The organism is Bradyrhizobium sp. LLZ17 (assembly GCF_041200145.1).
GTDB lineage: Bacteria > Pseudomonadota > Alphaproteobacteria > Rhizobiales > Xanthobacteraceae > Bradyrhizobium.
The window spans coordinates 823465-841751 of record NZ_CP165734.1 but is presented as its reverse complement, the minus strand read 5'-3'; the positions used below and the strand labels follow the sequence as shown (position 1 = coordinate 841751).

Here is an 18287-nt window from a genome sequence, read left to right as displayed (position 1 = left end):
TTTCAGACTGCGGAAGCGATGGAATTGCGACGGTCAGCGATGAGCTGCTCGGCCTCGGCCGCAATCCGTTCGACGATCTCGGCGGCTGGTAGAATATCATGAATCAGTCCGACGGCTTCGCCCGCAAAAACGGCCGCGATTTCGAGATCGCCCGCCATTTTTGCGGCGGCATATTCCTTGGCAATTTCGCTAGCACGCTGCATCAACTCGATCTCACGACCGGTCCAACGCCTGATGTGGTCGTTGACCAGGGTTCGCGCGGTGAAGGGGGCTGGCCAGAACAGGCTCCGCGACCAGTCGACTATGACGCCGCGCACGGTGTCGTTTGGATCGGCCGTGCGAATGCGCTGCTTGGCCTCGGCGGAGCCATTGGCCTCGACGCTCGCATAGAAGCGGGTGCCAACCAACACGCCGGATGCACCGAGCATCATCATGGCGGCGAGGCCCCGGCCATCGGCGATGCCGCCGGCCGCGACAACAGGCACGCGCCCGGCGGCGAAATCGACGATGGCAGGCACAATGTCGACGGTCGTGCGCGACGCGCCGTGACCGCCCGCCTCCGTTCCTTGCGCGATCAAAATTTCCGCGCCGGCGTCGAGCGCCTGTTTCGCCATGTCCTCGCTCTGCACCTGGCAAATCAATCGTGCGCCGCTCGCTCTGATGCGCTGGGCGAACGGCGCGGGATCGCCGAACGAAAGCATCACGGCCTGCGGGCGGGCATTGAGCGCGATGTCGAGAAGCTCGGGCTGTTGTGCCAGGCTCCAGGTGATGAAGCCGATCCCGAATGGCGCAAAGCCCTTCAGCTCCGCGGCCTCAGCCTGAAGGCGGGCACGGTCGCCGTAACCACCGCCCAAGATGCCAAGACCGCCGGCCTCACTGACGGCGCGGGTCAGCCTGCTGCCCGCGATCGTGTCCATGGGAGCTAACAGGATCGGATGCCTGATCCCGAGAAGCTCCGTCAGTGGCGTGGTGATCGGCATATGGTGGTTTCCCCGGTCTGGACATCAACAATACGGCCGACTACCATTCTCTAAAATTGAATTCTAGCGAACGCTGTCATCTGAAAAACGAAACGGCACCATGGAACTCAGCGACATCAAGACCTTTGCCGCGGTCGTTCGCTCCGGCGGCATCACCCGCGCCGCCGAAGAGCTCAACACCGTGCAGTCCAATGTCACCCAGCGCGTCAAGGCGCTGGAGGTTGAAATCGGCACCGCGCTGTTCGAGCGTCACAGCCGCGGCATGACGCTTACCGCTGCCGGCAAGCGCCTGCTGCCCTACGCACAAAAAATGGCGGCGCTGTCGCACGAGGCTGTGCTCGCCGCGCGCGACCACGGCGAACCGAAGGGCCCGCTCGCGATCGGCTCGATGGAGACCACCGCCGCGGTTCGATTGCCGCCGCTGCTTGCCGACTTCCACCGTCGCTTCCCGGCGGTACGGTTGGCGTTGCGCACGGCGACCACCACCGACCTCGTCGCCGCTGTGCTCGAAGGCACGCTCGACGGCGCCTTTGTCGCCGGCCCGATCGCCCATGCCGACCTCGTCACAACAAGCGCATTCCGCGAAGAGCTGGTGCTGGTCAGCGCGCGGCGCTGGTCTTCGCTCACCGAGCTGCGCGCCGGCACGCCGGAATCCGGGCCGACCGCGCTCGTATTCCGTACCGGCTGCACTTATCGCCAGCGGCTCGAGCAGATCCTGGTCGAATTCGGCTGGCCGTCGGCCGTACGCTTCGAGCTCGGCACGCTCGACGGCATGATCGGCTGCGTCGCCGCCGACATGGGCGTGACGCTGTTGCCGCGCATTGTGGTCGAACGCAGCGCGATGAGCGGCAGCGTGTCGATCCACGCGCTGAGCCCCTCGCATGCCCGCGTCGAGACCCTGTTCATCCAGCGCCGTGCCGGGCATCAATACAGCGCCCTCGCCGGCTTCGTGTCCTGCCTGAACAGCGACGACGCGGTCATCGCGGCCTGATGCAAACAGGCGGAATAACGCTAGTGCATCCATGTTCCGGGTTCACGCCGCAGCGCGACGCGTGATATGCGCTAGATCATGCCCGCTCTCATTCTGCCCCTGATCGATGCTGCAACCCACTGGCCCGAACGCGGCGGGCTGGTCGGCCTCGATCTCGGCACCAAGACCATTGGCGTTGCCGTATCCAATCCGGACCGCAGGCTTGCCACGGGGGTCGAGACCATCCAGCGCAAGGCGTTCAAGCAGGACGCCGCCCGCCTGCTGGCCATCGCGAGCGAACGCAACGCGGTCGGCTTCGTGCTTGGCCTGCCCATCAACATGGACGGCAGCGAAGGGCCGCGGGCACAATCGACCCGCGCCTTCGCCCGTAACCTTGCCGGCCTCACCGCGCTTCCGATCGGGCTGTGGGACGAGCGGCTCTCGACCGCCGCGGTCGAGCGCGAGCTGATCGGCATGGATGTCAGTCGCGCCAAGCGCGCCGAAGTGATCGACGAGCACGCCGCGATCTTCATCCTGCAAGGCGCGCTCGACCGCCTCGCCAATCTCCGCGCCGCCTCCGAAAATGGCTGATCCATGGCCGTCGTGATCGCGGCGCTACTGCCGGTCTTCATCCTCATCGTGCTTGGCGTGGTGCTCAAACGCACATTGATGCGGCTCGACACGCAATGGCACGGGCTGGAGCGGCTGACGTATTTCGTGCTGTTTCCGATGCTGCTGATCCAGACGCTGGTGAAGGCGGATCTCTCCAGGGTGCCCGTCGCCGGCGTCGGCGGCGCATTGCTGCTGTCGACGCTGGCGATGTCGCTGCTCTGCCTCGCGCTCCGCCCCGCGCTGGCGCGGCTCGAGATCGACGGCCCGGCCTTCTCCTCGATCTTCCAGGGCGCGGTCCGCTGGCAGACCTATGTGGGGCTGTCCGTCTCTGCCAACATGTTCGGTGATGTCGGGCTGGCGCTGGCCTCCGTGGCGATGGTCGCGATCATTCCGCTGGTCAACGTGTTCAGCGTCGCCGTGCTGGCGCACTACGCCTCGCATGAGAAGAAGTCCGCCGGTGCCATCGTCATGACCCTGATCCGCAATCCCCTGATTTGGGCCTGCGCCATCGGCCTCTTCGTCAACGTCATCCATTTGCCATTACCAAAAATCTGGCACGAGGTCGCCGACGCGCTCGGCCGCTCGTCGCTCGCCATCGGCCTGCTCGTCACCGGCGCCGGCCTGCAACTCAAAGGCCTGCTTCGCCCCAGCGTGAGCGCGACGCTCGGCGTGGCGTTGAAGCTGGTCTTGATGCCCGCGCTCGCGCTGACGCTCGCCGCGTGGTTCGGGCTCTCAGGTGACAGCCTCGCGATCGTCGCGATCTGCGCGGCGGTGCCGACCTCGCCCAGCGCCTATGTCCTGGCCCGCCAGATGGGCGGCGATGCCCCGCTGCTGGCGCAGATCATCACGCTGCAAACGATTCTGGCGGCGGTCACGCCGATCGCGATCGCGCTGGTGGCTTAGACTTCATCGTTGCGAGCGCGCCACTCCCTCCTCGTCATTGCGAGGAGCTCTTGCGACGAAGCAATCCAGACTGCCTCGGCGGAACGATTCTGGATTGCTTCGCTGCGCTCGCAATGACGGAGTGTGAGGCCTTAGCTCCCCAGCCACATCGTCAGCACCACGGCCGTCAGATTGTTCAGCGCATGCAGCACGATGGTGAGCCAGAGCGAGTTGGCGCGATGGCGCATGTAGCCGAACCAGACGCCGATGGAGAAGACCTCGGCGAGGAAGTACAAATCGTATTGCAGATGCACCGCCGTCCACACCAGCGACGACAGCATGATCGCGCCGGGCACCCGCAGGAAGCTCGCCGACCAGCCACGAAACAGGAAGCCGCGCGCGAGAACTTCTTCAGACATCGGCGCGGCCACACTGAAGGCAAACAGCAGCATCAGCGCGGCGTCGTTATCGCGTCCCGATTTCAAAAGGTCGGTCATGAAACCCGGCGTCGCCTCACGGCCGAGCGAGCGCGAGACGACCTCCCAGGCCAGCACGATCACGATCAGACCGACGGCGCCAAGCAGGAGCTGCTTCCAGGACGGCCAATGCAGCGCCAGATAATCAACGAAGGACGCTCTCTTGAACCGGATGGCCACCCAGACCGCGACAAGCGTCGCCGGCAGGCCCATGATCACCGACAACGCCAGCGCTTGCGGCTCGCGGCCGACGAGCTGGATCGACGCAATGTCAATCGGAAGGCCGCGAAGCGCCGCCAGCAGCAGGATCGCCCCGATCTGGCCCACGAACATCGCGATGAAGATGAGCAGGCCCCACAGCGCCGTGCCCCAGAACTTCCAGACGCCCGGTGTCGCCGGCGTCACGATCAGCGGCGGATGGTCGGGATTCAGCGAGTCCATCAGAAGGCTTTCGTGAGGGAGGTTCAAGGCAGCGCCCGCTCCAGCAGCGCGCGAACGTCCGCGCTCTCCAGCTCCACCGCGCCATACATGCTGGCGTGATTGGCCACGAGCCGCGTGGCGGCGAACAGCTCGGCATGGTGCGGCGACACGGCGTTGAGCGCGGCAGCCGCGGCGAGCAGGGCCAGCTTCTCGACCGCGAGCCGCGCGACGCGTTCGCCGTCGGCGCGGCGGAAGCTCTTGCCGATGAACGTGGTCGCCTCGCCTGCCCCGGACAAATCTTTCGTCGCAGCCGCAAGTTCTTGCAGCACGGCCATCGCCGCCTCCGGCTCGCGCGCCAGCGCGCGGAGCACGTCGAGGCACATGACGTTGCCCGAGCCTTCCCAGATCGCGTTCACGGGCGATTCCCGGTAGTGCCGCGCCAGGATGCCGTCCTCGACATAGCCATTGCCGCCGAGGCATTCCATTGCCTCATAGAGGAACGGCGGCGCGCTCTTGCAGGTCCAGTATTTGATCGCGGGCGTCAGCAGCCGCATATAGGCCGCTTCAGCCGGATCATGCGGGGTGCGGTCGAAAGCGCGGCAGAGCCGCATCACCAGGGCGACGCTTGCCTCGACATGCAGCGCCATGTCCGACAGCACGGCCTGCATCAGCGGCTGGTCGGCGAGATGTTTCTGGAACACGCTGCGATGACGGGCGTGATGTAGCGCATGCGCCAGCCCCGAGCGCATCAGTCCGACGGAGGCAATCGCGCAATCCTGCCGCGTCAGCTGCACCATCTGGATGATGGTGCGGATGCCCTTGCCTTCCTCGCCGATCCGTTCGGCGTAAGCGCCGACGAACTCGACCTCGGAGGATGCATTGGAGCGATTGCCGAGCTTGTCTTTCAGCCGCTGGAACTGGATCGCGTTGACGGAGCCGTCCGGCGCAAATCGCGGCATGAAGAAACAGGTCAGACCGTGCTCGGCCTGCGCGAGCACCAGGAACGCGTCGCACATCGGCGCCGACATGAACCATTTGTGGCCGGTGATGCGATAGGCCTCGCCGTCGCGCACCGCGCGCGTCATGTTGGCGCGCACATCCGTGCCGCCCTGCTTCTCGGTCATGCCCATGCCGAGCGTCATGCCGCGCTTGTCCCACCACGGCGCGAAGCTCGGATCGTAGCTCTTCGTCGACAGCACCGGCATCACGCGCGCGCGCAGATCCGGCTGCACCGCCAACGCCGCGACAGAGGCGCGGGTCATGGTGATGGGACAGAGATGACCGGTCTCGACCTGGGCGGCGATATAGAATTTGGCCGCGCGAATAACCTCGGCCGCATCGCCCGCAGGCGTGCCCTCGGTAGTCCACGTCGAGTTGTGCACGCCGGCATGGGCGCTGTGCGCCATCAGCTCGTGATAGGCCGGATGAAACTCGACCTGATCGCGACGGTTGCCCTTTGCGTCGAAGCTGCGCAGCTTCGGAATGTTCTCGTTCGCCAGACGCCCGCGCTCGGCCATGGCCGCCGAGCCCCAGTGTTTCCCGAACTCGGACAGCTCCCGTTCCGCCGCCGCGCCGCCATTGACCGTCACAGCGTCGACCAGCGGCCGATCCACGGCGAAGAGATCGACGTTCTCGAAGGGCGGCGACTGGTTGAAGACCTCGTGGGTTGCGAAGCTCTGCTGGGTCATCATGCTTCCTCGGACCGGAATCAGTTCCGCCGCGGCTGGATCGGGAAATCATAGGCCGGCCCGCCCGCCCCCGGCAGGGAAAAATGCCACCACTCCTTCGAATAGTTCACAAAGCCTTGCTTGGCCATCGCAGCCACCAGCCGCTTGCGCCAGGCGCGCTGGTCGGGCGTGATCGAGGCTGCCGCGGTATGTCCCTTCGCATCGGTGCAGTCATAGCCGGTGCCCATATCGACGCTGGCTTCCGGTATTCGCGCCGCCACCGGCGCGGTGCAATCGGCATAGGTCTTTGACGGATCGTATCTGGCGGAATTGTCCGCCTTGAGATCGACCAGGGTCAGGTCGAGCGCCGCACCGGTCGAATGCTGAGAGCGGCTCGCGATGTAACCAAGCCGAAACAGCTCGGTCTTCGGGATCTTGGGATTGTAGCGCCGCTCGGCGGCGGTCTCGCGGCCGTTCTGCGACCATCTGACCATGTCGAGCGACGCCCGCGCCGGCCGGTAGCAGTCGAACATTTTCAGCGACAGGTTTTGCGCCGCCAGCTCCTGCTGGACCGCTTTCAACCGCAGCCCGACCTCGCGCTTCACCACGCACTCGCCCGCGCCATAGCCGCTCATGGGACGGCCAATGAAATTGTTGGAGCCCGCGTAGCGAATGTCCTGGATGATGCTGGGATCGATGTCGCGCAAATGGACGAAGCCGCCGGGAAGCGACTGGGCGTGGGCGGATGAGATGAAGCCGATTGCTACAAATGCAGTAAGACCTGTTTTCACGATGTTTCCACATTCTCCGGCGTCATTCCGGGCGGCTCGACGAGCCGAACTATGGTGCGGGCTCGTGCACCAGAGAATCTCGAGATTCCGGGTTCGATGCTTCGCATCGCCCCGGAATGACGACAAGGTACAGATCAGGGGATAACTCCCCGCCCCGGCATTGGCCCTTGCCCCCCCAGCCATCCCCGCCTATAGCTCTCGCTTTAATGACATCGAAATCGACCTTCGTCCTCGGCCACCGGCATTTGCTGGGCATCGAGGGCCTTTCCGCGGCCGATATCACCGGCCTGCTCGACCTGTCCGAAGAATATGTCGAGCTCAACCGCCAGGTTGACAAGAAGCGCACCGTCCTGCGTGGACGGACGCAGGTAAACCTGTTCTTCGAGGCCTCGACCCGGACCCAATCCTCGTTCGAGCTCGCGGGAAAACGCCTCGGCGCCGACGTCATGAACATGTCGGTCTCCTCCTCGTCCATGAAAAAGGGCGAGACGCTGGTCGACACCGCGATGACGCTGAACGCGATGCACCCGGATATCCTGGTGGTCCGGCATCACGCCTCCGGCGCGGTGGAACTGCTGGCCCGCAAGGTTGACGGTTCCGTGATCAATGCCGGAGACGGCGCGCACGAGCATCCGACCCAGGCGCTGCTCGACGCGCTGACCATTCGCCGCAACAAGGGCCGGATCGAGGGCCTGGTGGTCGCGATCTGCGGCGACGTGCTGCATTCGCGCGTGGCCCGCTCCAACATCATCCTGCTCAACACCATGGGCGCCCGCGTCCGCGTGGTCGGTCCGACCACATTGCTGCCGCCGGGGCTCGAGCGCATGGGTGTCGAGGTTGCGCGCGACATGCGCGAGGGGCTCAACGGCGCTGACATCGTCATGATGCTGCGGCTGCAGCGCGAGCGCATGAACGGCTCCTTCGTGCCGTCGACCTCCGAATATTTCCACTATTTCGGGCTGGACCAGAAGAAGCTCGCTTACGCCAAGCCGGATGCGCTCGTGATGCATCCCGGCCCGATGAACCGCGGCGTCGAGATCGACACCGCGGTCGCCGACGGCGCGCAGTCCCTGATCCGCGAGCAGGTGGAGATGGGCGTGGCCGTGCGCATGGCCGTGCTCGAAGCGCTCGCCCGCAACCTGCCGAACGCGTGATGCTCATGTTGACCGACCGCCGCCCCATCCTGCTTGCCAACGCCCGCATCGTCGATCCCTCCCGCGATTTCGACGGCCCCGGTGACGTCCTGATCGCCGACGGACTCATCCGCGAGGCCCGCCGCGGCATCGGCGCGGCCGGCGTTCCCGAAGGCACCGACGTCGTCAACTGCTCCGGCAAGATCGTGGCGCCCGGCCTGGTCGACATGCGCGCCTTTGTCGGCGAGCCCGGCTTCAGCCATCGCGAGACCTTTGCCTCGGCGAGCCTGGCGGCGGCGACGGGCGGCGTCACCACCATCATCTGTCAGCCCGAGACCGAGCCTGTCGTCGACAATTCCGCGACGGTCGATTTCGTGATGCGCCGCGCCCGTGATACCGCGATCGTCAACATCCTGCCGATGGCGGCGCTCACCAAGGGCATGCGCGGCGAGGAGATGACCGAGTTCGGCCTGCTCAAGGCCGCCGGCGCCGTTGCCTTCAGCGACGGCGACAGGAGCGTGACCAACGCGCAGGTGATGCGGCGCGCGCTGACCTACGCCCGCGATTTCGACGCGCTGATCGTGCACCACACCGAGGATCCCGATCTCGTCGGCGAAGGCGTGATGAACGAGGGCGAGTTCGCGACCCGGCTCGGCCTGATGGGCATCCCGAACGCGGCGGAGGCCGTGATGCTGGAGCGCGACATGCGCCTGGTCGCGCTCACCGGCGGCCGTTATCACGCGGCCTCGTTGACCTGCATCGAGTCGCTCGAGATCCTGAAGCGCGCCCGCGACGCAGGCCTTGCCGTCAGCGCCTCGGCCTCGATCAACCACCTTGCGCTGAACGAAAACGACATCGGCCCTTACCGTTCCTTCCTGAAGCTGTCGCCGCCGCTGCGCACCGAGGACGACCGCCGTGCGCTGGTCGCAGCCGTCGCCGCCGGCCTCGTCGAGGTCATCATGTCCGACCACAATCCGCAGGACGTCGAGGTCAAGCGCCTGCCGTTCGCGGAAGCAGCACCCGGCGCGATCGGACTTGAAACCATGCTGCCGGCCGGTCTTCGCCTCGTGCACAATGGCGAACTGGACCTGAAGACGCTGATCCGGGCGATGTCGACCCGGCCGGCCGAGATCCTGGGCCTGCCAGGCGGAACCCTGCGCGCAGGCAGCCCGGCCGACATCATCGTGATCGATCCCGATGTCCCCTGGGTGGTCGATCCCGCCGATCTGAAATCGCCCTGCAAGAACACCCCGTTCGACGAAGCCCGCTTTACAGGCCGCGTGATGCGGACCATCGTTGGCGGGCGGACGGTCTATGAGCATGTCTAGGGAGACGGTTTTGGGTCTCGCCGCGTGCCGTGACCGCTCAAGGCGTGATCATGCGTGGCGTCGCCGTTCAGCATGCGGATGCGGCCAAGGGATTTGTCAACATGGGGCCTGAAGCCTTCCTGCCGGTGGCCTTCGTCATCGGTTACCTCTTCGGCTCGATTCCGTTCGGGTTGGTCCTGACCAAACTCGCCGGCACGGAGGATATTCGCTCGATCGGCTCCGGCAGCATCGGCGCCACCAATGTGCTGCGCACCGGCCGCAAGAGCCTTGCCGCCGCCACCCTGCTGCTCGATGCGCTCAAGGGCACAGCGGCAGTGCTGATTGCCGGCCACATCGCAGGCCCCAATGCGGCCATGGTGGCAGGCCTCGGCGCCTTCCTTGGCCATCTCTTTCCCGTCTGGCTGAAGTTCAGAGGCGGCAAGGGTGTCGCCGTCTATATCGGCATCCTGCTCGGACTGTTCTGGCCGGCGGCCTTGGTGTTCTGCGTGCTCTGGCTGGCAACCGCCTTCACCACCCGCTATTCTTCGCTCTCGGCGCTGGTGGCGTCGTTCATCACGCCGCTGTTCCTGTGGTGGTTCGGTCACCTCGCGCTCGCGGCGCTGGCGGTGGTGCTCACGCTGCTGCTGTTCTATGCGCATCGCGAGAACATCAAGCGATTGCAATCGGGCAAGGAAAGCCGGATCGGCGAGAAGGGATAGACCGGGGGTCTACGGATACCGCGGCACCCCTTCTGCATTATATCGCAAATGCCGTTCGCTAGTTGCGGCCGAATCACGGCTGAATGAACGAACGGGTTCCTGGGCTGTCGTCCCGATCGTGGGCATGGCTCTACGCGGTTGCTCAGAATGAGCGAGAAGATTGTCGGCGTGCAAGACGAAGGCGGTTTGCAAGGTGCAGCGTGCACCGCGGCAAGCCGGCTGCTCTCGACGACGGATATCTGGTCCGGCGTGCCCTCACCGCTTGCAGCGCCACAGCCTGCTCCCGTCTCGCCAGCATCGCCCAAGCCCGATCCGATCCTGGACACGTCGAAACTGGTCGAAATTGTAAGCGTCGCCGCGCCGATCGCGCGCGATCAGGGACCGACGCGATCACCGCCCCAGAAATGGCCGCCACGGAAATTGTCGCTGGCCCTCCAGGGCGGCGGCACCTTTGCCGCCTTTACCTGGGGCGTGCTGGAGCGGCTGCTGGAACATCCAACCATCGAGATCGACAGCATCAGCGGCGCCAGCGCCGGTGCGATCAACGCGCTGCTGCTCGCCTCCGGATTCGCCGAGGGCGGCCGCGAAGGCGCCCGCGCCCGGCTCAACCGGTTCTGGATCCGGCTGATGCACGAGGCTTCATTCCGCTCGCTGATGTTGGTCGGCGGTTTCTCGCCGGCGGGAAGCTCGGTCGCGTTCGGTCCGACGCTGCGCTCCGGACATTTCGATCCCTTTGATCTCGATCCGCTGCGGCAGGCGCTGTCGCGCGACATCAACTTTGCAGCGCTGCGCAACGCGAACTGCCCGAAGCTGCTGATCGCGGCCACGCGGATCCGCGACGGTCAGCAGCAGATTTTCGGCAATGACACTGTCACCGCCGACGTCGCGCTCGCGTCGACCTGTCCGCCCTTGGTTCATTGCGCGGTCGAGATCGATGGCGAGGCCTATTGGGATGGCGGCTTTGGCGGCAATCCGCCGCTCATCAAGCTGGTGCAGCAAAGTTCTGCGACCGACGTGCTGCTGATCCAGCTCACGCCCTCGCGCGACAGCTATGTGCCGATCACGCTCGCCGCGATCGACCGCCGGCTCGACCAGATCACGGCCAATGCCGCGCTCAATGCCGAAATCGCGGCGATCGAATGGGCGCAATCGCAGGCAATGCCCTCGCTGCGGCTCTCCAAAATCGCCGCGGAAGATCGATCGACGGTCTGGCGCAGCGCTCATCGGCCGATCTCGGCCGTGGCTTCATCCGCCTGCTGCATCGGAGCGGCCGCGAAGCCGCCGGGCGCTGGCTCGGGCAAGGTACAAGTGCCGGCGTGGCGTCGCCGGCAGTTCAGCGCGTTGCCCCCGCCGAGCCCGCTTTAGCCTGATGTCGCCAGCGCATCTTCCAGGAACCACGCTGCCGCGAGCGCGCGCGCGTCGTTGCCAAAGCGCGCGATCACCTGCACGCCGATCGGCAGGCCGCCGACCTTGAGCACGGGGACGTTGACGCAAGGATTGCCCATCAGCGTCCAGAGCCGGTTGTATTTGGGGTCGCCGGTGGAGGCGAGCTCCTTGGCCGGTGCGGTGCCCGGCGCCGAATAGCTCAGGAGCACGTCGACGCCTTCGAACACTTCGCCGAGCTCGCGGCGCCCGCGGCGGCTGATCCGGCGCGCCTCGTCATATTCCTTTGGCGTCAATGCGGCCGTTGCATCGAGGCTTGCGCGCAGCATCGGCGCGATCTCGTCGTGATGCTCCGAAAACTCCCAGGCGAGCGCGCGATGCGCCTCGAAATCCTGGACGATGCCGTGAATGCGCCAGGCCTCCTGCACCGCCTCGGGCAGCTCGATGGTCTGCACACTGGCGCCGGCGCGTTCGGCGGCCTTGATCGCGGCCCGTAGCCCCTGCTCTGCCGCGGGCTCGACGGCGCCGGCAAACTCCTGCCTGACCACGCCGATGCGCGGCGACTTCGCCGGGACGATGCCGGAGAACTCGGTGCGGCCGGTCATCGCCAGCAATCCGCGCGCGAGATCCTCCGCGCGCGCGCCGAACAGGCCGACCGTGTCGAGCGCCCACGAATAGCACTTCACGCCGACCGTCGGCAGCATGCGGAACGACGGCTTGATCGCGGCAGCCCCGCAATAGGCGGCGGGCCGGATCACCGAGCCGCCGGTCTGGGTGCCCAGCGCCAGCGGGATCATGCCGGCGCCGACCGCTGCCGCCGAACCGGACGACGAGCCGCCCGGCGAATGGCCAAGGTTATGCGGATTGAGCGTCGGCGTCGGATCGCGCGAGGCAAACGCGGTGGTCGTGGTCTTGCCGATGATGGTGGCGCCAGCCCGCTTCAGCATCATTACGACAGGCGCGTCGGCGCGCGGCTGCCAGCCGTGGTAGATCTCCGAGCCCATCTCGGTCGGAAAATCCGCGGTGTCGATGATGTCCTTGATGCCGACCGCGATGCCCCGCAGCGGCCCGGACGCCTGCGCCTTCGCGGATGTGTCGTGGCGGACGAAGGCGTGAACGTCCTTCTCCCTGGCCTCGATCGCCGCGAGCGATTGCGCGATCGCAGCATCAGGCGAAAGCTCGCTGCTCTCGATGCGGCGCTGGAGGTCGGCGAGTGAGATCATGGCAATGCCCTTCTTATCGGCATCGCTTTTAGCATCGCGAGGCGACCGCGCAAGCGCACGCGGCTGTTGCCCACGCCCTCAGGCGCCATCGCACCGACCACTTGAAGGGAGTGGTCAATGCGGGGAATTGCAATATTGGCTATTTGCCCGACCGGCTAATGCGGGTCCTTTGGCGCGATCAAAATCCGGAGTGTGTCAGGTGCTAGCCTGCCGTCTTCCTTAAGTCGTCCGGCAGAATCCGCCTTGGACGCTACCATGGCATTTAGCGCGGTTTTCAACGAACCGGTCCAACCGTTCCCCGGCTTTTTGCCCGGAGCGTCATATCGGTCGGGAGAACTAGCGGAGTATAACAGTATCAGGCCGCGAGGATCGGTGATTATTCTTGCAATGGAAGTCAATTCTTCTTCGCTTGAATTTTCCGGGGAGATTAACGTCACTCCCCAACCAGCCTTTTTGTAGTAGTCTAACGAATGGCTCTGCCAGCTTCTGTCCGTCAAACACATGGTTGAGTAGAACCACCTCAATTTGCCCAGCCGGATGGCCGGCCAGCGCCCCGGCAAGCGCCCGTTCGTCAACTGAACGCGGTCCGATATATTTTTCAAACGCCAGATTTTCCGCCCGCAATAGCTCGGTTTTTCTTGCAGCCGCTTCACGCGCCAAATCCCAGTGGTGTTCCTTGGCGATACCGGTGACGATGATGATGACGGTGCAGACGAAGCCAATAAACAGGCTGACTGCAAGTACGATGCTGGATTTGTCGAACCACCAAGCGGCCGACTCCAGAGAAATCCACGGTTCATTTCCGTTGTGGCTGGCCATTTCGCTAGTCGCTGCGGCGACGATCGTCGCTATTGGTGGCATCGGAACGATGATCTTGTTCGTTGAAATCAAGAATCGACGCTAAATCTCTCCAATGCTACCCTTTCGGGTTCCAGCGCCGCAATACACGCAAAGAAGAATGTTGCGGGAGTGTGCCCCGCGCCGGCTCTGTTTCTTCCGCCATGCGAGACCGCGCAAGCGCACGCCCCTGTTGCCCACGCGCTCAGGTTGTTCCATGCTACTCCCACAAGGAGCTGCCGTGGACGCCATCAATCCGAGTGTGGAGCTGACCGAGACCGAGCGGGTCGATCGCCTGCGGCTGATCCGGTCCGACAATGTCGGGCCACGCACGTTTCGGTCGCTGGTCGATCATTTCGGCTCAGCGCGCGCCGCGCTGGAGCGGCTGCCTGATCTGGCGCGCCGTGGCGGGGCGGCGCGATCGGGGCGCATCTGTAGTGCGGATGAAGCCAGGGCCGAGTTGGCCGCGAGCCGCAAGTTCGGCATCGCCTGGCTCGCGCCTGGCGAGGATGGTTATCCCCCTCGGCTGGCGACGCTCGACGACGCCCCTCCACTGCTCGCCGTGCGCGGCGACACAAACACTTTGATGCGGCCGATGATCGCGATCGTCGGCTCGCGTAACGCCTCCGGCGCCGGCTTGAAATTCGCCGGCCAGCTTGCGCGCCAGCTCGGCGAAGCCGGCTTCATCGTCATCTCGGGACTGGCGCGCGGCGTCGATCAGGCCGCGCACCGCGCCAGCGTCGAGAGCGGCACGATCGCGGTGCTCGCCGGCGGCCATGATTGCATCTATCCGCCCGAGCACGGCGACCTGCTCGCGGCGATCCTCGACCGCAACGGCGCCGCGATCTCCGAGATGCCGCTGGGCCACGAGCCGCGCGCGCGATTTCCCCCGCCGCAACCGGCTGATCTCAGGCGCTGCGCTCGGCGTGGTGATCGTCGAAGCGGCGCACCGCTCCGGTTCGCTGATCACCGCGCGCATGGCCGTCGAACAGGGCCGTGAGGTGTTCGCTGTCCCCGGCTCGCCGCTCGATCCGCGCGCCGCCGGCACCAACGATCTGATCAAGCAGGGCGCAACGCTGGTCACGGAAGCCGCCGACATCATCAACGCGGTCGAGCCGATCATGGAACGGCCGGTGATGCGCAGCGCAGGTGAGCCCGACAGCGAGCCGTTCGAGAACGATCCGCAAGGCCACGGATCACCGGCCTGCTCGGCCCCACCCCGATCTCGATCGACGACCTCGTGCGGATGTCCGGCGCCTCGCCCGCGATCGTGCGCACGGTGCTGCTGGAGCTCGAGCTTGCCGGCCGGCTCGAACGCCATGGCGGCGGGCTGGTCTCGCTGCTTTAGGTGTTGTTCCTCTGGTCGAAGCGCGTCCGCGCGCCCTCGATCTCCGGCAGATGCGAGAATGCCCATTTGCCGAGCGCCTGCACGGGGTCCGCGAGGCCGCGGCCGAGTCCGGTCAGTTCGTAATCGACCCGCGGCGGAATGGTCGGAAACACCGTTCGCGTCACCAGTCCATCCCGCTCGAGCCCGCGCAGGGTCAGGGTCAGCATCCGCTGCGAGACGCCGTCGATGATGCGCTTGAGCTCGTTGAAGCGCTTCGGTCCATCGCCAAGCGCCATGATGACAAACACGCTCCATTTGTCTCCGACGCGCGAGAGCACCGAGGCGACGCCGCGACAACCGGCGTGGTTGGGGTCCGGCCGCGCCGGAGGGGCAGGCAAATCGGTGTGCGCAGGTTTCAATAATGTGCCCATGGCTCAAAAAGTGCGTTCTTGCGGAGATTTCGACAGTCACTCATGTAGCTCTGGTTACAAACATATACCATGGGTGATCTCAATGAAACTCCTCCATATCGACTCCAGCGTGCTCGGCCCGCACTCCGTCAGCCGACAGGTGTCCGCTGCCATCGTCGATCGTCTGCGTCAGGCGACGCCGCAGCTGGATATCGTCTATCGCGACCTGACCCAGACCCCGCTCGCCCACCTCTCCGGACCCCACCTCGCCGCCGCGCAAGGTGCGCCGGCACCGGCGGAACTCGGCCCCGACCTTGCCGCGAGCGCGGCTGTTCTGAACGAGTTCCTGGATGCCGACATCGTGGTGATCGGCGCGCCCATGTACAATTTCACGATCCCGAGCCAGCTCAAGGCCTGGATCGACCGCGTCATGGCGGCGGGAAAGACGTTTAAATATGGCGCGAACGGGCCGGAGGGCCTGGCCGGCGGCAAGCGCGTGATCGTGGCGATCTCGCGCGGCGGCTATTACGGCGCCGGCACGCCAGCCGCAGCTTTGGAGCACCTCGAAACCTATTTGCGCGGCGTGCTCGCCTTCATGGGCATCACAAATCCGGAATTCATCATCGCCGACGGCATCCAGGTCGGCCCCGAGCATCGGGAGAAGTCGCTCGCCAATGCGCTCCATGCGGCAACGACCCTGCACGCGGCCTGAGGCCACGCCGACATCATCAGCCGCCAGAATTTCTGCGGCGGCTGATGGACCGGCGGATGTTCCGCAAAAGCTAGAACCAGGCGCCCTGCACGCCGAGGATGACGGCAACCAGCGAAATGAGCAGCCCGATCCCGGAGAACAGCGCGACGCCGACGAACTCCGACATGTCGGAGCGCTTCGCGGAAGATGTCGCGGCTGTGTCGGAGCGCTTCGCGGGCGTCGCGGTTTTTTCGGTGTAAATACGCGGCACTGAAATCGGTGAGAGAATGCGAGCTGCCTTCGGCATGACGGTTCCCTTAAATGGGTGATCTTATAATCCCGGCCCGTAAAAAGGTCTTGGCAGCACGCGTGAAGGTTCAACGCATCACGCAAGCTTCAGAAAATACATCTCGCTGGATGCGGGAACCGACCGGCGCAACCGCTGTCGATGCACCGGCCGATTCAATTTTCACTTGAATTGATCAACCGCGATAGATCGGCGCGCCCGCGGGCGATCCCGTCGAACCGCCATCGACGAAGATCTCCTGGCCCTGCACGTGCGCGGAATCATCCGATGCAAGGAACAAGACGGTTTTCGCGACGTGATCGGTTTCACCGATGCGGCCGAGCGGAGTCGACAGCGCGATCCGCTTCTCGAACTCCTTCTCGGCTTCGGGCGTTGCGGTCGCAGGCCCCCAGATCGGCGTGCGGATCGCGCCGGGCGCAACGACGTTGACGCGAATGCCGCGCGGCGACAGCTCGGACGCCATGATCCGCGCCATCGCGCGCACGCCGGCCTTGGCGGCGCCGTAGGCCGAATAGCCGGGAATGCCGAGCACGGAGATCACGGAACCGTTGAGGACGATGGAGGCATTGTCGTTGAGATAAGGCAGCGCCGACTGGACCGTGAAGAACACGCCGGTCAGGTTGGTGCTGATGACCTTCTCGAAGGTCTCCAGCGTGGCCGAGCCGAGCGGCGTACCGCCTGCGATGCCCGCATTGGCGAACACGATATCGAACTTGCCGAACTTTTCGGCGCCCTTCTTGATCGCGGCTTCGGTGGCGGCGATGTCAGTGGCATCGGCCGCCAGCGCGAGTGCGTTCGGCCCGAGCGCCTTCGCAGCGGCCTCGAGCGTCTCCTTGTTGCGCCCGGTGATCACCACCTTGGCGCCCTCGGCCACGAACAGTTTTGCCGTCGCAAGCCCGATGCCGCTGTTGCCGCCGGTGATCAGTGCCGTCTTTTTGCTGAGCCTCACGCTCGCCTCCAGTGGTTGCATAATGAAACTACACTTGCGATCTAGGGCATATGGTTTTATGATGCAACCACACAAGCGCGTGATCGGCGCCGGGGATCCGGTCGAATGAGCGGGACGACACCATGGTGAAACGAACGAGCTTCGAGGGCGATGCCTGCCCGATCGCACGGTCGCTGGAAGCGATCGGCGACTGGTGGTCGCTGCTGATCATCCGCGAGGCGCTGCGCGGCGTCCGCCGCTTCGGCGAATTCCAGAGCAAGCTCGGCATGGCGAAGAACATCCTGGCCGTGCGGCTGCGCTCACTGCTCGACCACGGCATCCTGGCGACCGCGCCCGCCTCCGACGGCAGCCCCTATCAGGAATATGTGCTGACGGCGAAGGGCCGTGGCACCTTCCCGATCCTGGTCGCGCTCCGGCAATGGAGCGAGGCCTTCGACGATCGCCCGGAGGAAATCGCGACCTTCCTGGTCGATCGCGCGAAAGGCCGCCCGGTGCGGAAGCTCGAACTGCGCGCGGCGGACGGACGGTTGCTCAGCCAGGCCGACACCACGCTGAAGCCGCGCCCCGCGCAGCGCCGGCGGTCGGCGTGACGGATCCGCGCGTAGCCCGGATGAAGCGCAGCGCAATCCGGGAAAGTCTCTCCGCGACGGGACGCCCCGGATTTCGCTGCGCTCCATCCGGGCTACTTTAGAATCGCGCCCCTCACGAGCTTGCGCCTCGTCCGCAGCGTCATTGCAATGCCGGGGGTCGCGCAGCGCGCTCAAATCTCTCACCATCATCCTGAGGTGCTCGGCCTGCAGCGCACGGCGAGCCTCGAAGGGCGACGGCCCGGCTGCATTCTGGCCGTTCATCCTTCGAGGCTCCGGGCGCGATGCCTGGCATCGCGCCACTCGCGCCGCAGGATGACCGACCGGTAGCCGCCTCGCCCCTCACGACAGCTTGCGCCTGGTCCGCAGCCGCAAATGCTCGTCGGCCTCCAGCTGCGTCATTCCCAGGAGATGATGCAGCACGTCCAGTCTGTGGCGCTCGGCGAGCTTGCGCAGTACGGCCACCTGCTCGGCGATGAAGGCGACGGCCTCATCCGCCCCGCCCTCACCCGGTTCCTCGTGGCGCGCGCGTCCTTGCACGCCAGACGCGGCGCGCCCCCGTTTCTTTCTTGGCTTTGCCAACAGACCCCATCCGAATCCATCCCCGCCGAAACTG

At 65.4% G+C, this 18287-nt stretch carries 18 protein-coding genes and 2 pseudogenes; 10 read left to right on the top strand and 10 right to left on the bottom strand.

Features of this window, described 5'->3' with window-relative positions:
- Nucleotides 1-2: 2 nt before the first annotated feature.
- Nucleotides 3-980, bottom strand: coding sequence for an NAD(P)H-dependent flavin oxidoreductase (locus tag AB8Z38_RS04205; RefSeq protein WP_369723259.1), 978 nt, complete (start codon nt 978-980; stop codon nt 3-5).
- A 100-nt stretch (nt 981-1080) separates the two neighbouring features.
- On the opposite strand from AB8Z38_RS04205, the gene AB8Z38_RS04200 reads away from it, so the two are divergent.
- The 3 genes from AB8Z38_RS04200 to AB8Z38_RS04190 all read left to right on the top strand — a co-directional run bounded on the left by AB8Z38_RS04200 (nt 1081) and on the right by AB8Z38_RS04190 (nt 3465).
- Nucleotides 1081-1971: a LysR substrate-binding domain-containing protein gene (locus tag AB8Z38_RS04200; RefSeq protein ID WP_369723258.1), complete on the top strand. Its 891-nt coding sequence runs from the start codon at nt 1081-1083 to the stop codon at nt 1969-1971.
- A 78-nt stretch (nt 1972-2049) separates the two neighbouring features.
- Nucleotides 2050-2541 (top strand): Holliday junction resolvase RuvX, encoded by a 492-nt coding sequence (gene ruvX / locus AB8Z38_RS04195; RefSeq protein WP_369723257.1) that lies wholly within the window; start codon nt 2050-2052, stop codon nt 2539-2541.
- 3 nt (nt 2542-2544) lie between these two features.
- Nucleotides 2545-3465 carry an AEC family transporter gene (locus AB8Z38_RS04190; protein ID WP_369723256.1) on the top strand — a complete coding sequence of 307 codons (921 nt, stop codon included), beginning with the start codon at nt 2545-2547 and terminating at the stop codon, nt 3463-3465.
- 131 nt (nt 3466-3596) lie between these two features.
- Here AB8Z38_RS04190 and AB8Z38_RS04185 read toward each other — a convergent pair whose 3' ends face one another.
- From AB8Z38_RS04185 to AB8Z38_RS04175, 3 genes are read right to left on the bottom strand one after another with little or no spacing between them, the layout of a single operon-like run.
- Nucleotides 3597-4361 (bottom strand): lysostaphin resistance A-like protein, encoded by a 765-nt coding sequence (locus tag AB8Z38_RS04185; protein ID WP_369723255.1) that lies wholly within the window; start codon nt 4359-4361, stop codon nt 3597-3599.
- 23 nt (nt 4362-4384) lie between these two features.
- Nucleotides 4385-6028: an acyl-CoA dehydrogenase family protein gene (locus AB8Z38_RS04180; RefSeq protein WP_369723254.1), complete on the bottom strand. Its 1644-nt coding sequence runs from the start codon at nt 6026-6028 to the stop codon at nt 4385-4387.
- 20 nt (nt 6029-6048) lie between these two features.
- Complete coding sequence (locus AB8Z38_RS04175) at nt 6049-6798, bottom strand: M15 family metallopeptidase (protein WP_369723253.1); 750 nt, start codon at nt 6796-6798, stop codon at nt 6049-6051.
- 206 nt (nt 6799-7004) lie between these two features.
- Here AB8Z38_RS04175 and AB8Z38_RS04170 point away from each other — a divergent pair, with 206 nt between their 5' ends.
- The 4 genes and pseudogenes from AB8Z38_RS04170 (at nt 7005) to AB8Z38_RS04155 (ending at nt 11327) form a co-directional block, all read left to right on the top strand.
- A complete protein-coding gene (locus tag AB8Z38_RS04170) occupies nt 7005-7952 on the top strand; it encodes an aspartate carbamoyltransferase catalytic subunit (RefSeq protein ID WP_369723252.1) in 948 nt (315 codons plus the stop codon).
- Nucleotides 7952-9259 carry a dihydroorotase gene (locus AB8Z38_RS04165; RefSeq protein ID WP_369723251.1) on the top strand — a complete coding sequence of 436 codons (1308 nt, stop codon included), beginning with the start codon at nt 7952-7954 and terminating at the stop codon, nt 9257-9259. The genes AB8Z38_RS04170 and AB8Z38_RS04165 overlap by 1 nt, the downstream gene beginning before the upstream one ends.
- 101 nt (nt 9260-9360) lie before the next feature.
- The gene (plsY, locus tag AB8Z38_RS04160) at nt 9361-9957 is read left to right on the top strand and encodes a glycerol-3-phosphate 1-O-acyltransferase PlsY (RefSeq protein ID WP_369726737.1); all 597 of its coding nucleotides are present in this window, start codon (nt 9361-9363) and stop codon (nt 9955-9957) included.
- A 147-nt stretch (nt 9958-10104) separates the two neighbouring features.
- Nucleotides 10105-11327: pseudogene (locus AB8Z38_RS04155) on the top strand (patatin-like phospholipase family protein).
- Here the strand turns inward: AB8Z38_RS04155 and AB8Z38_RS04150 are convergent.
- Together AB8Z38_RS04150 and AB8Z38_RS04145 are read right to left on the bottom strand one after the other, a co-directional pair.
- Nucleotides 11319-12563 (bottom strand): amidase, encoded by a 1245-nt coding sequence (locus tag AB8Z38_RS04150; protein WP_369723250.1) that lies wholly within the window; start codon nt 12561-12563, stop codon nt 11319-11321. The pseudogene AB8Z38_RS04155 and the gene AB8Z38_RS04150 sit on opposite strands and share 9 nt — an antisense overlap.
- A 336-nt stretch (nt 12564-12899) precedes the next feature.
- Nucleotides 12900-13454 carry a hypothetical protein gene (locus tag AB8Z38_RS04145; RefSeq protein WP_369723249.1) on the bottom strand — a complete coding sequence of 185 codons (555 nt, stop codon included), beginning with the start codon at nt 13452-13454 and terminating at the stop codon, nt 12900-12902.
- A gap of 163 nt (nt 13455-13617) precedes the next feature.
- On the opposite strand from AB8Z38_RS04145, the pseudogene dprA reads away from it, so the two are divergent.
- Nucleotides 13618-14748 (top strand): annotated as a pseudogene (dprA, locus tag AB8Z38_RS04140) (DNA-processing protein DprA).
- Here the strand turns inward: dprA and AB8Z38_RS04135 are convergent.
- Nucleotides 14745-15158, bottom strand: a complete 414-nt coding sequence (locus AB8Z38_RS04135) for a winged helix-turn-helix transcriptional regulator (RefSeq protein ID WP_369723248.1) — start codon at nt 15156-15158, stop codon at nt 14745-14747. The pseudogene dprA and the gene AB8Z38_RS04135 sit on opposite strands and share 4 nt — an antisense overlap.
- An 82-nt stretch (nt 15159-15240) precedes the next feature.
- Between AB8Z38_RS04135 and AB8Z38_RS04130 the strand changes: the two genes are divergently transcribed.
- The gene (locus AB8Z38_RS04130; protein ID WP_369723247.1) at nt 15241-15849 is read left to right on the top strand and encodes an FMN-dependent NADH-azoreductase; all 609 of its coding nucleotides are present in this window, start codon (nt 15241-15243) and stop codon (nt 15847-15849) included.
- Between the two features lie 70 nt (nt 15850-15919).
- On the opposite strand, the gene AB8Z38_RS04125 is transcribed toward AB8Z38_RS04130, so the two are convergent.
- On the bottom strand, nt 15920-16135 hold the full coding sequence (locus AB8Z38_RS04125; protein ID WP_369723246.1) for a hypothetical protein: 216 nt from the start codon (nt 16133-16135) through the stop codon (nt 15920-15922).
- A gap of 175 nt (nt 16136-16310) precedes the next feature.
- On the bottom strand, nt 16311-17084 hold the full coding sequence (locus AB8Z38_RS04120; RefSeq protein WP_369723245.1) for an SDR family oxidoreductase: 774 nt from the start codon (nt 17082-17084) through the stop codon (nt 16311-16313).
- Between the two features lie 122 nt (nt 17085-17206).
- Between AB8Z38_RS04120 and AB8Z38_RS04115 the strand changes: the two genes are divergently transcribed.
- Nucleotides 17207-17674, top strand: a complete 468-nt coding sequence (locus AB8Z38_RS04115; protein ID WP_369723244.1) for a winged helix-turn-helix transcriptional regulator — start codon at nt 17207-17209, stop codon at nt 17672-17674.
- A gap of 339 nt (nt 17675-18013) precedes the next feature.
- On the opposite strand, the gene AB8Z38_RS04110 is transcribed toward AB8Z38_RS04115, so the two are convergent.
- The gene (locus AB8Z38_RS04110; RefSeq protein ID WP_369723243.1) at nt 18014-18253 is read right to left on the bottom strand and encodes a hypothetical protein; all 240 of its coding nucleotides are present in this window, start codon (nt 18251-18253) and stop codon (nt 18014-18016) included.
- Nucleotides 18254-18287 lie beyond the last annotated feature (34 nt).

What these genes read in the sequence shown, in the direction of transcription:
- AB8Z38_RS04135 (WP_369723248.1), bottom strand. Translation starts at nt 15,158, where the DNA reads ATGGGCACATTATTGAAACCTGCGCACACCGATTTGCCTGCCCCTCCG.
- ruvX (WP_369723257.1), top strand. Translation starts at nt 2,050, where the DNA reads ATGCCCGCTCTCATTCTGCCCCTGATCGATGCTGCAACCCACTGGCCC.
- AB8Z38_RS04205 (WP_369723259.1), bottom strand. Translation starts at nt 980, where the DNA reads ATGCCGATCACCACGCCACTGACGGAGCTTCTCGGGATCAGGCATCCG.
- AB8Z38_RS04170 (WP_369723252.1), top strand. Translation starts at nt 7,005, where the DNA reads ATGACATCGAAATCGACCTTCGTCCTCGGCCACCGGCATTTGCTGGGC.
- AB8Z38_RS04150 (WP_369723250.1), bottom strand. Translation starts at nt 12,563, where the DNA reads ATGATCTCACTCGCCGACCTCCAGCGCCGCATCGAGAGCAGCGAGCTT.
- AB8Z38_RS04185 (WP_369723255.1), bottom strand. Translation starts at nt 4,361, where the DNA reads ATGGACTCGCTGAATCCCGACCATCCGCCGCTGATCGTGACGCCGGCG.
- plsY (WP_369726737.1), top strand. Translation starts at nt 9,361, where the DNA reads ATGGGGCCTGAAGCCTTCCTGCCGGTGGCCTTCGTCATCGGTTACCTC.
- AB8Z38_RS04200 (WP_369723258.1), top strand. Translation starts at nt 1,081, where the DNA reads ATGGAACTCAGCGACATCAAGACCTTTGCCGCGGTCGTTCGCTCCGGC.
- AB8Z38_RS04130 (WP_369723247.1), top strand. Translation starts at nt 15,241, where the DNA reads ATGAAACTCCTCCATATCGACTCCAGCGTGCTCGGCCCGCACTCCGTC.
- AB8Z38_RS04190 (WP_369723256.1), top strand. Translation starts at nt 2,545, where the DNA reads ATGGCCGTCGTGATCGCGGCGCTACTGCCGGTCTTCATCCTCATCGTG.
- AB8Z38_RS04165 (WP_369723251.1), top strand. Translation starts at nt 7,952, where the DNA reads ATGCTCATGTTGACCGACCGCCGCCCCATCCTGCTTGCCAACGCCCGC.
- AB8Z38_RS04180 (WP_369723254.1), bottom strand. Translation starts at nt 6,028, where the DNA reads ATGACCCAGCAGAGCTTCGCAACCCACGAGGTCTTCAACCAGTCGCCG.
- AB8Z38_RS04125 (WP_369723246.1), bottom strand. Translation starts at nt 16,135, where the DNA reads ATGCCGAAGGCAGCTCGCATTCTCTCACCGATTTCAGTGCCGCGTATT.
- AB8Z38_RS04115 (WP_369723244.1), top strand. Translation starts at nt 17,207, where the DNA reads ATGGTGAAACGAACGAGCTTCGAGGGCGATGCCTGCCCGATCGCACGG.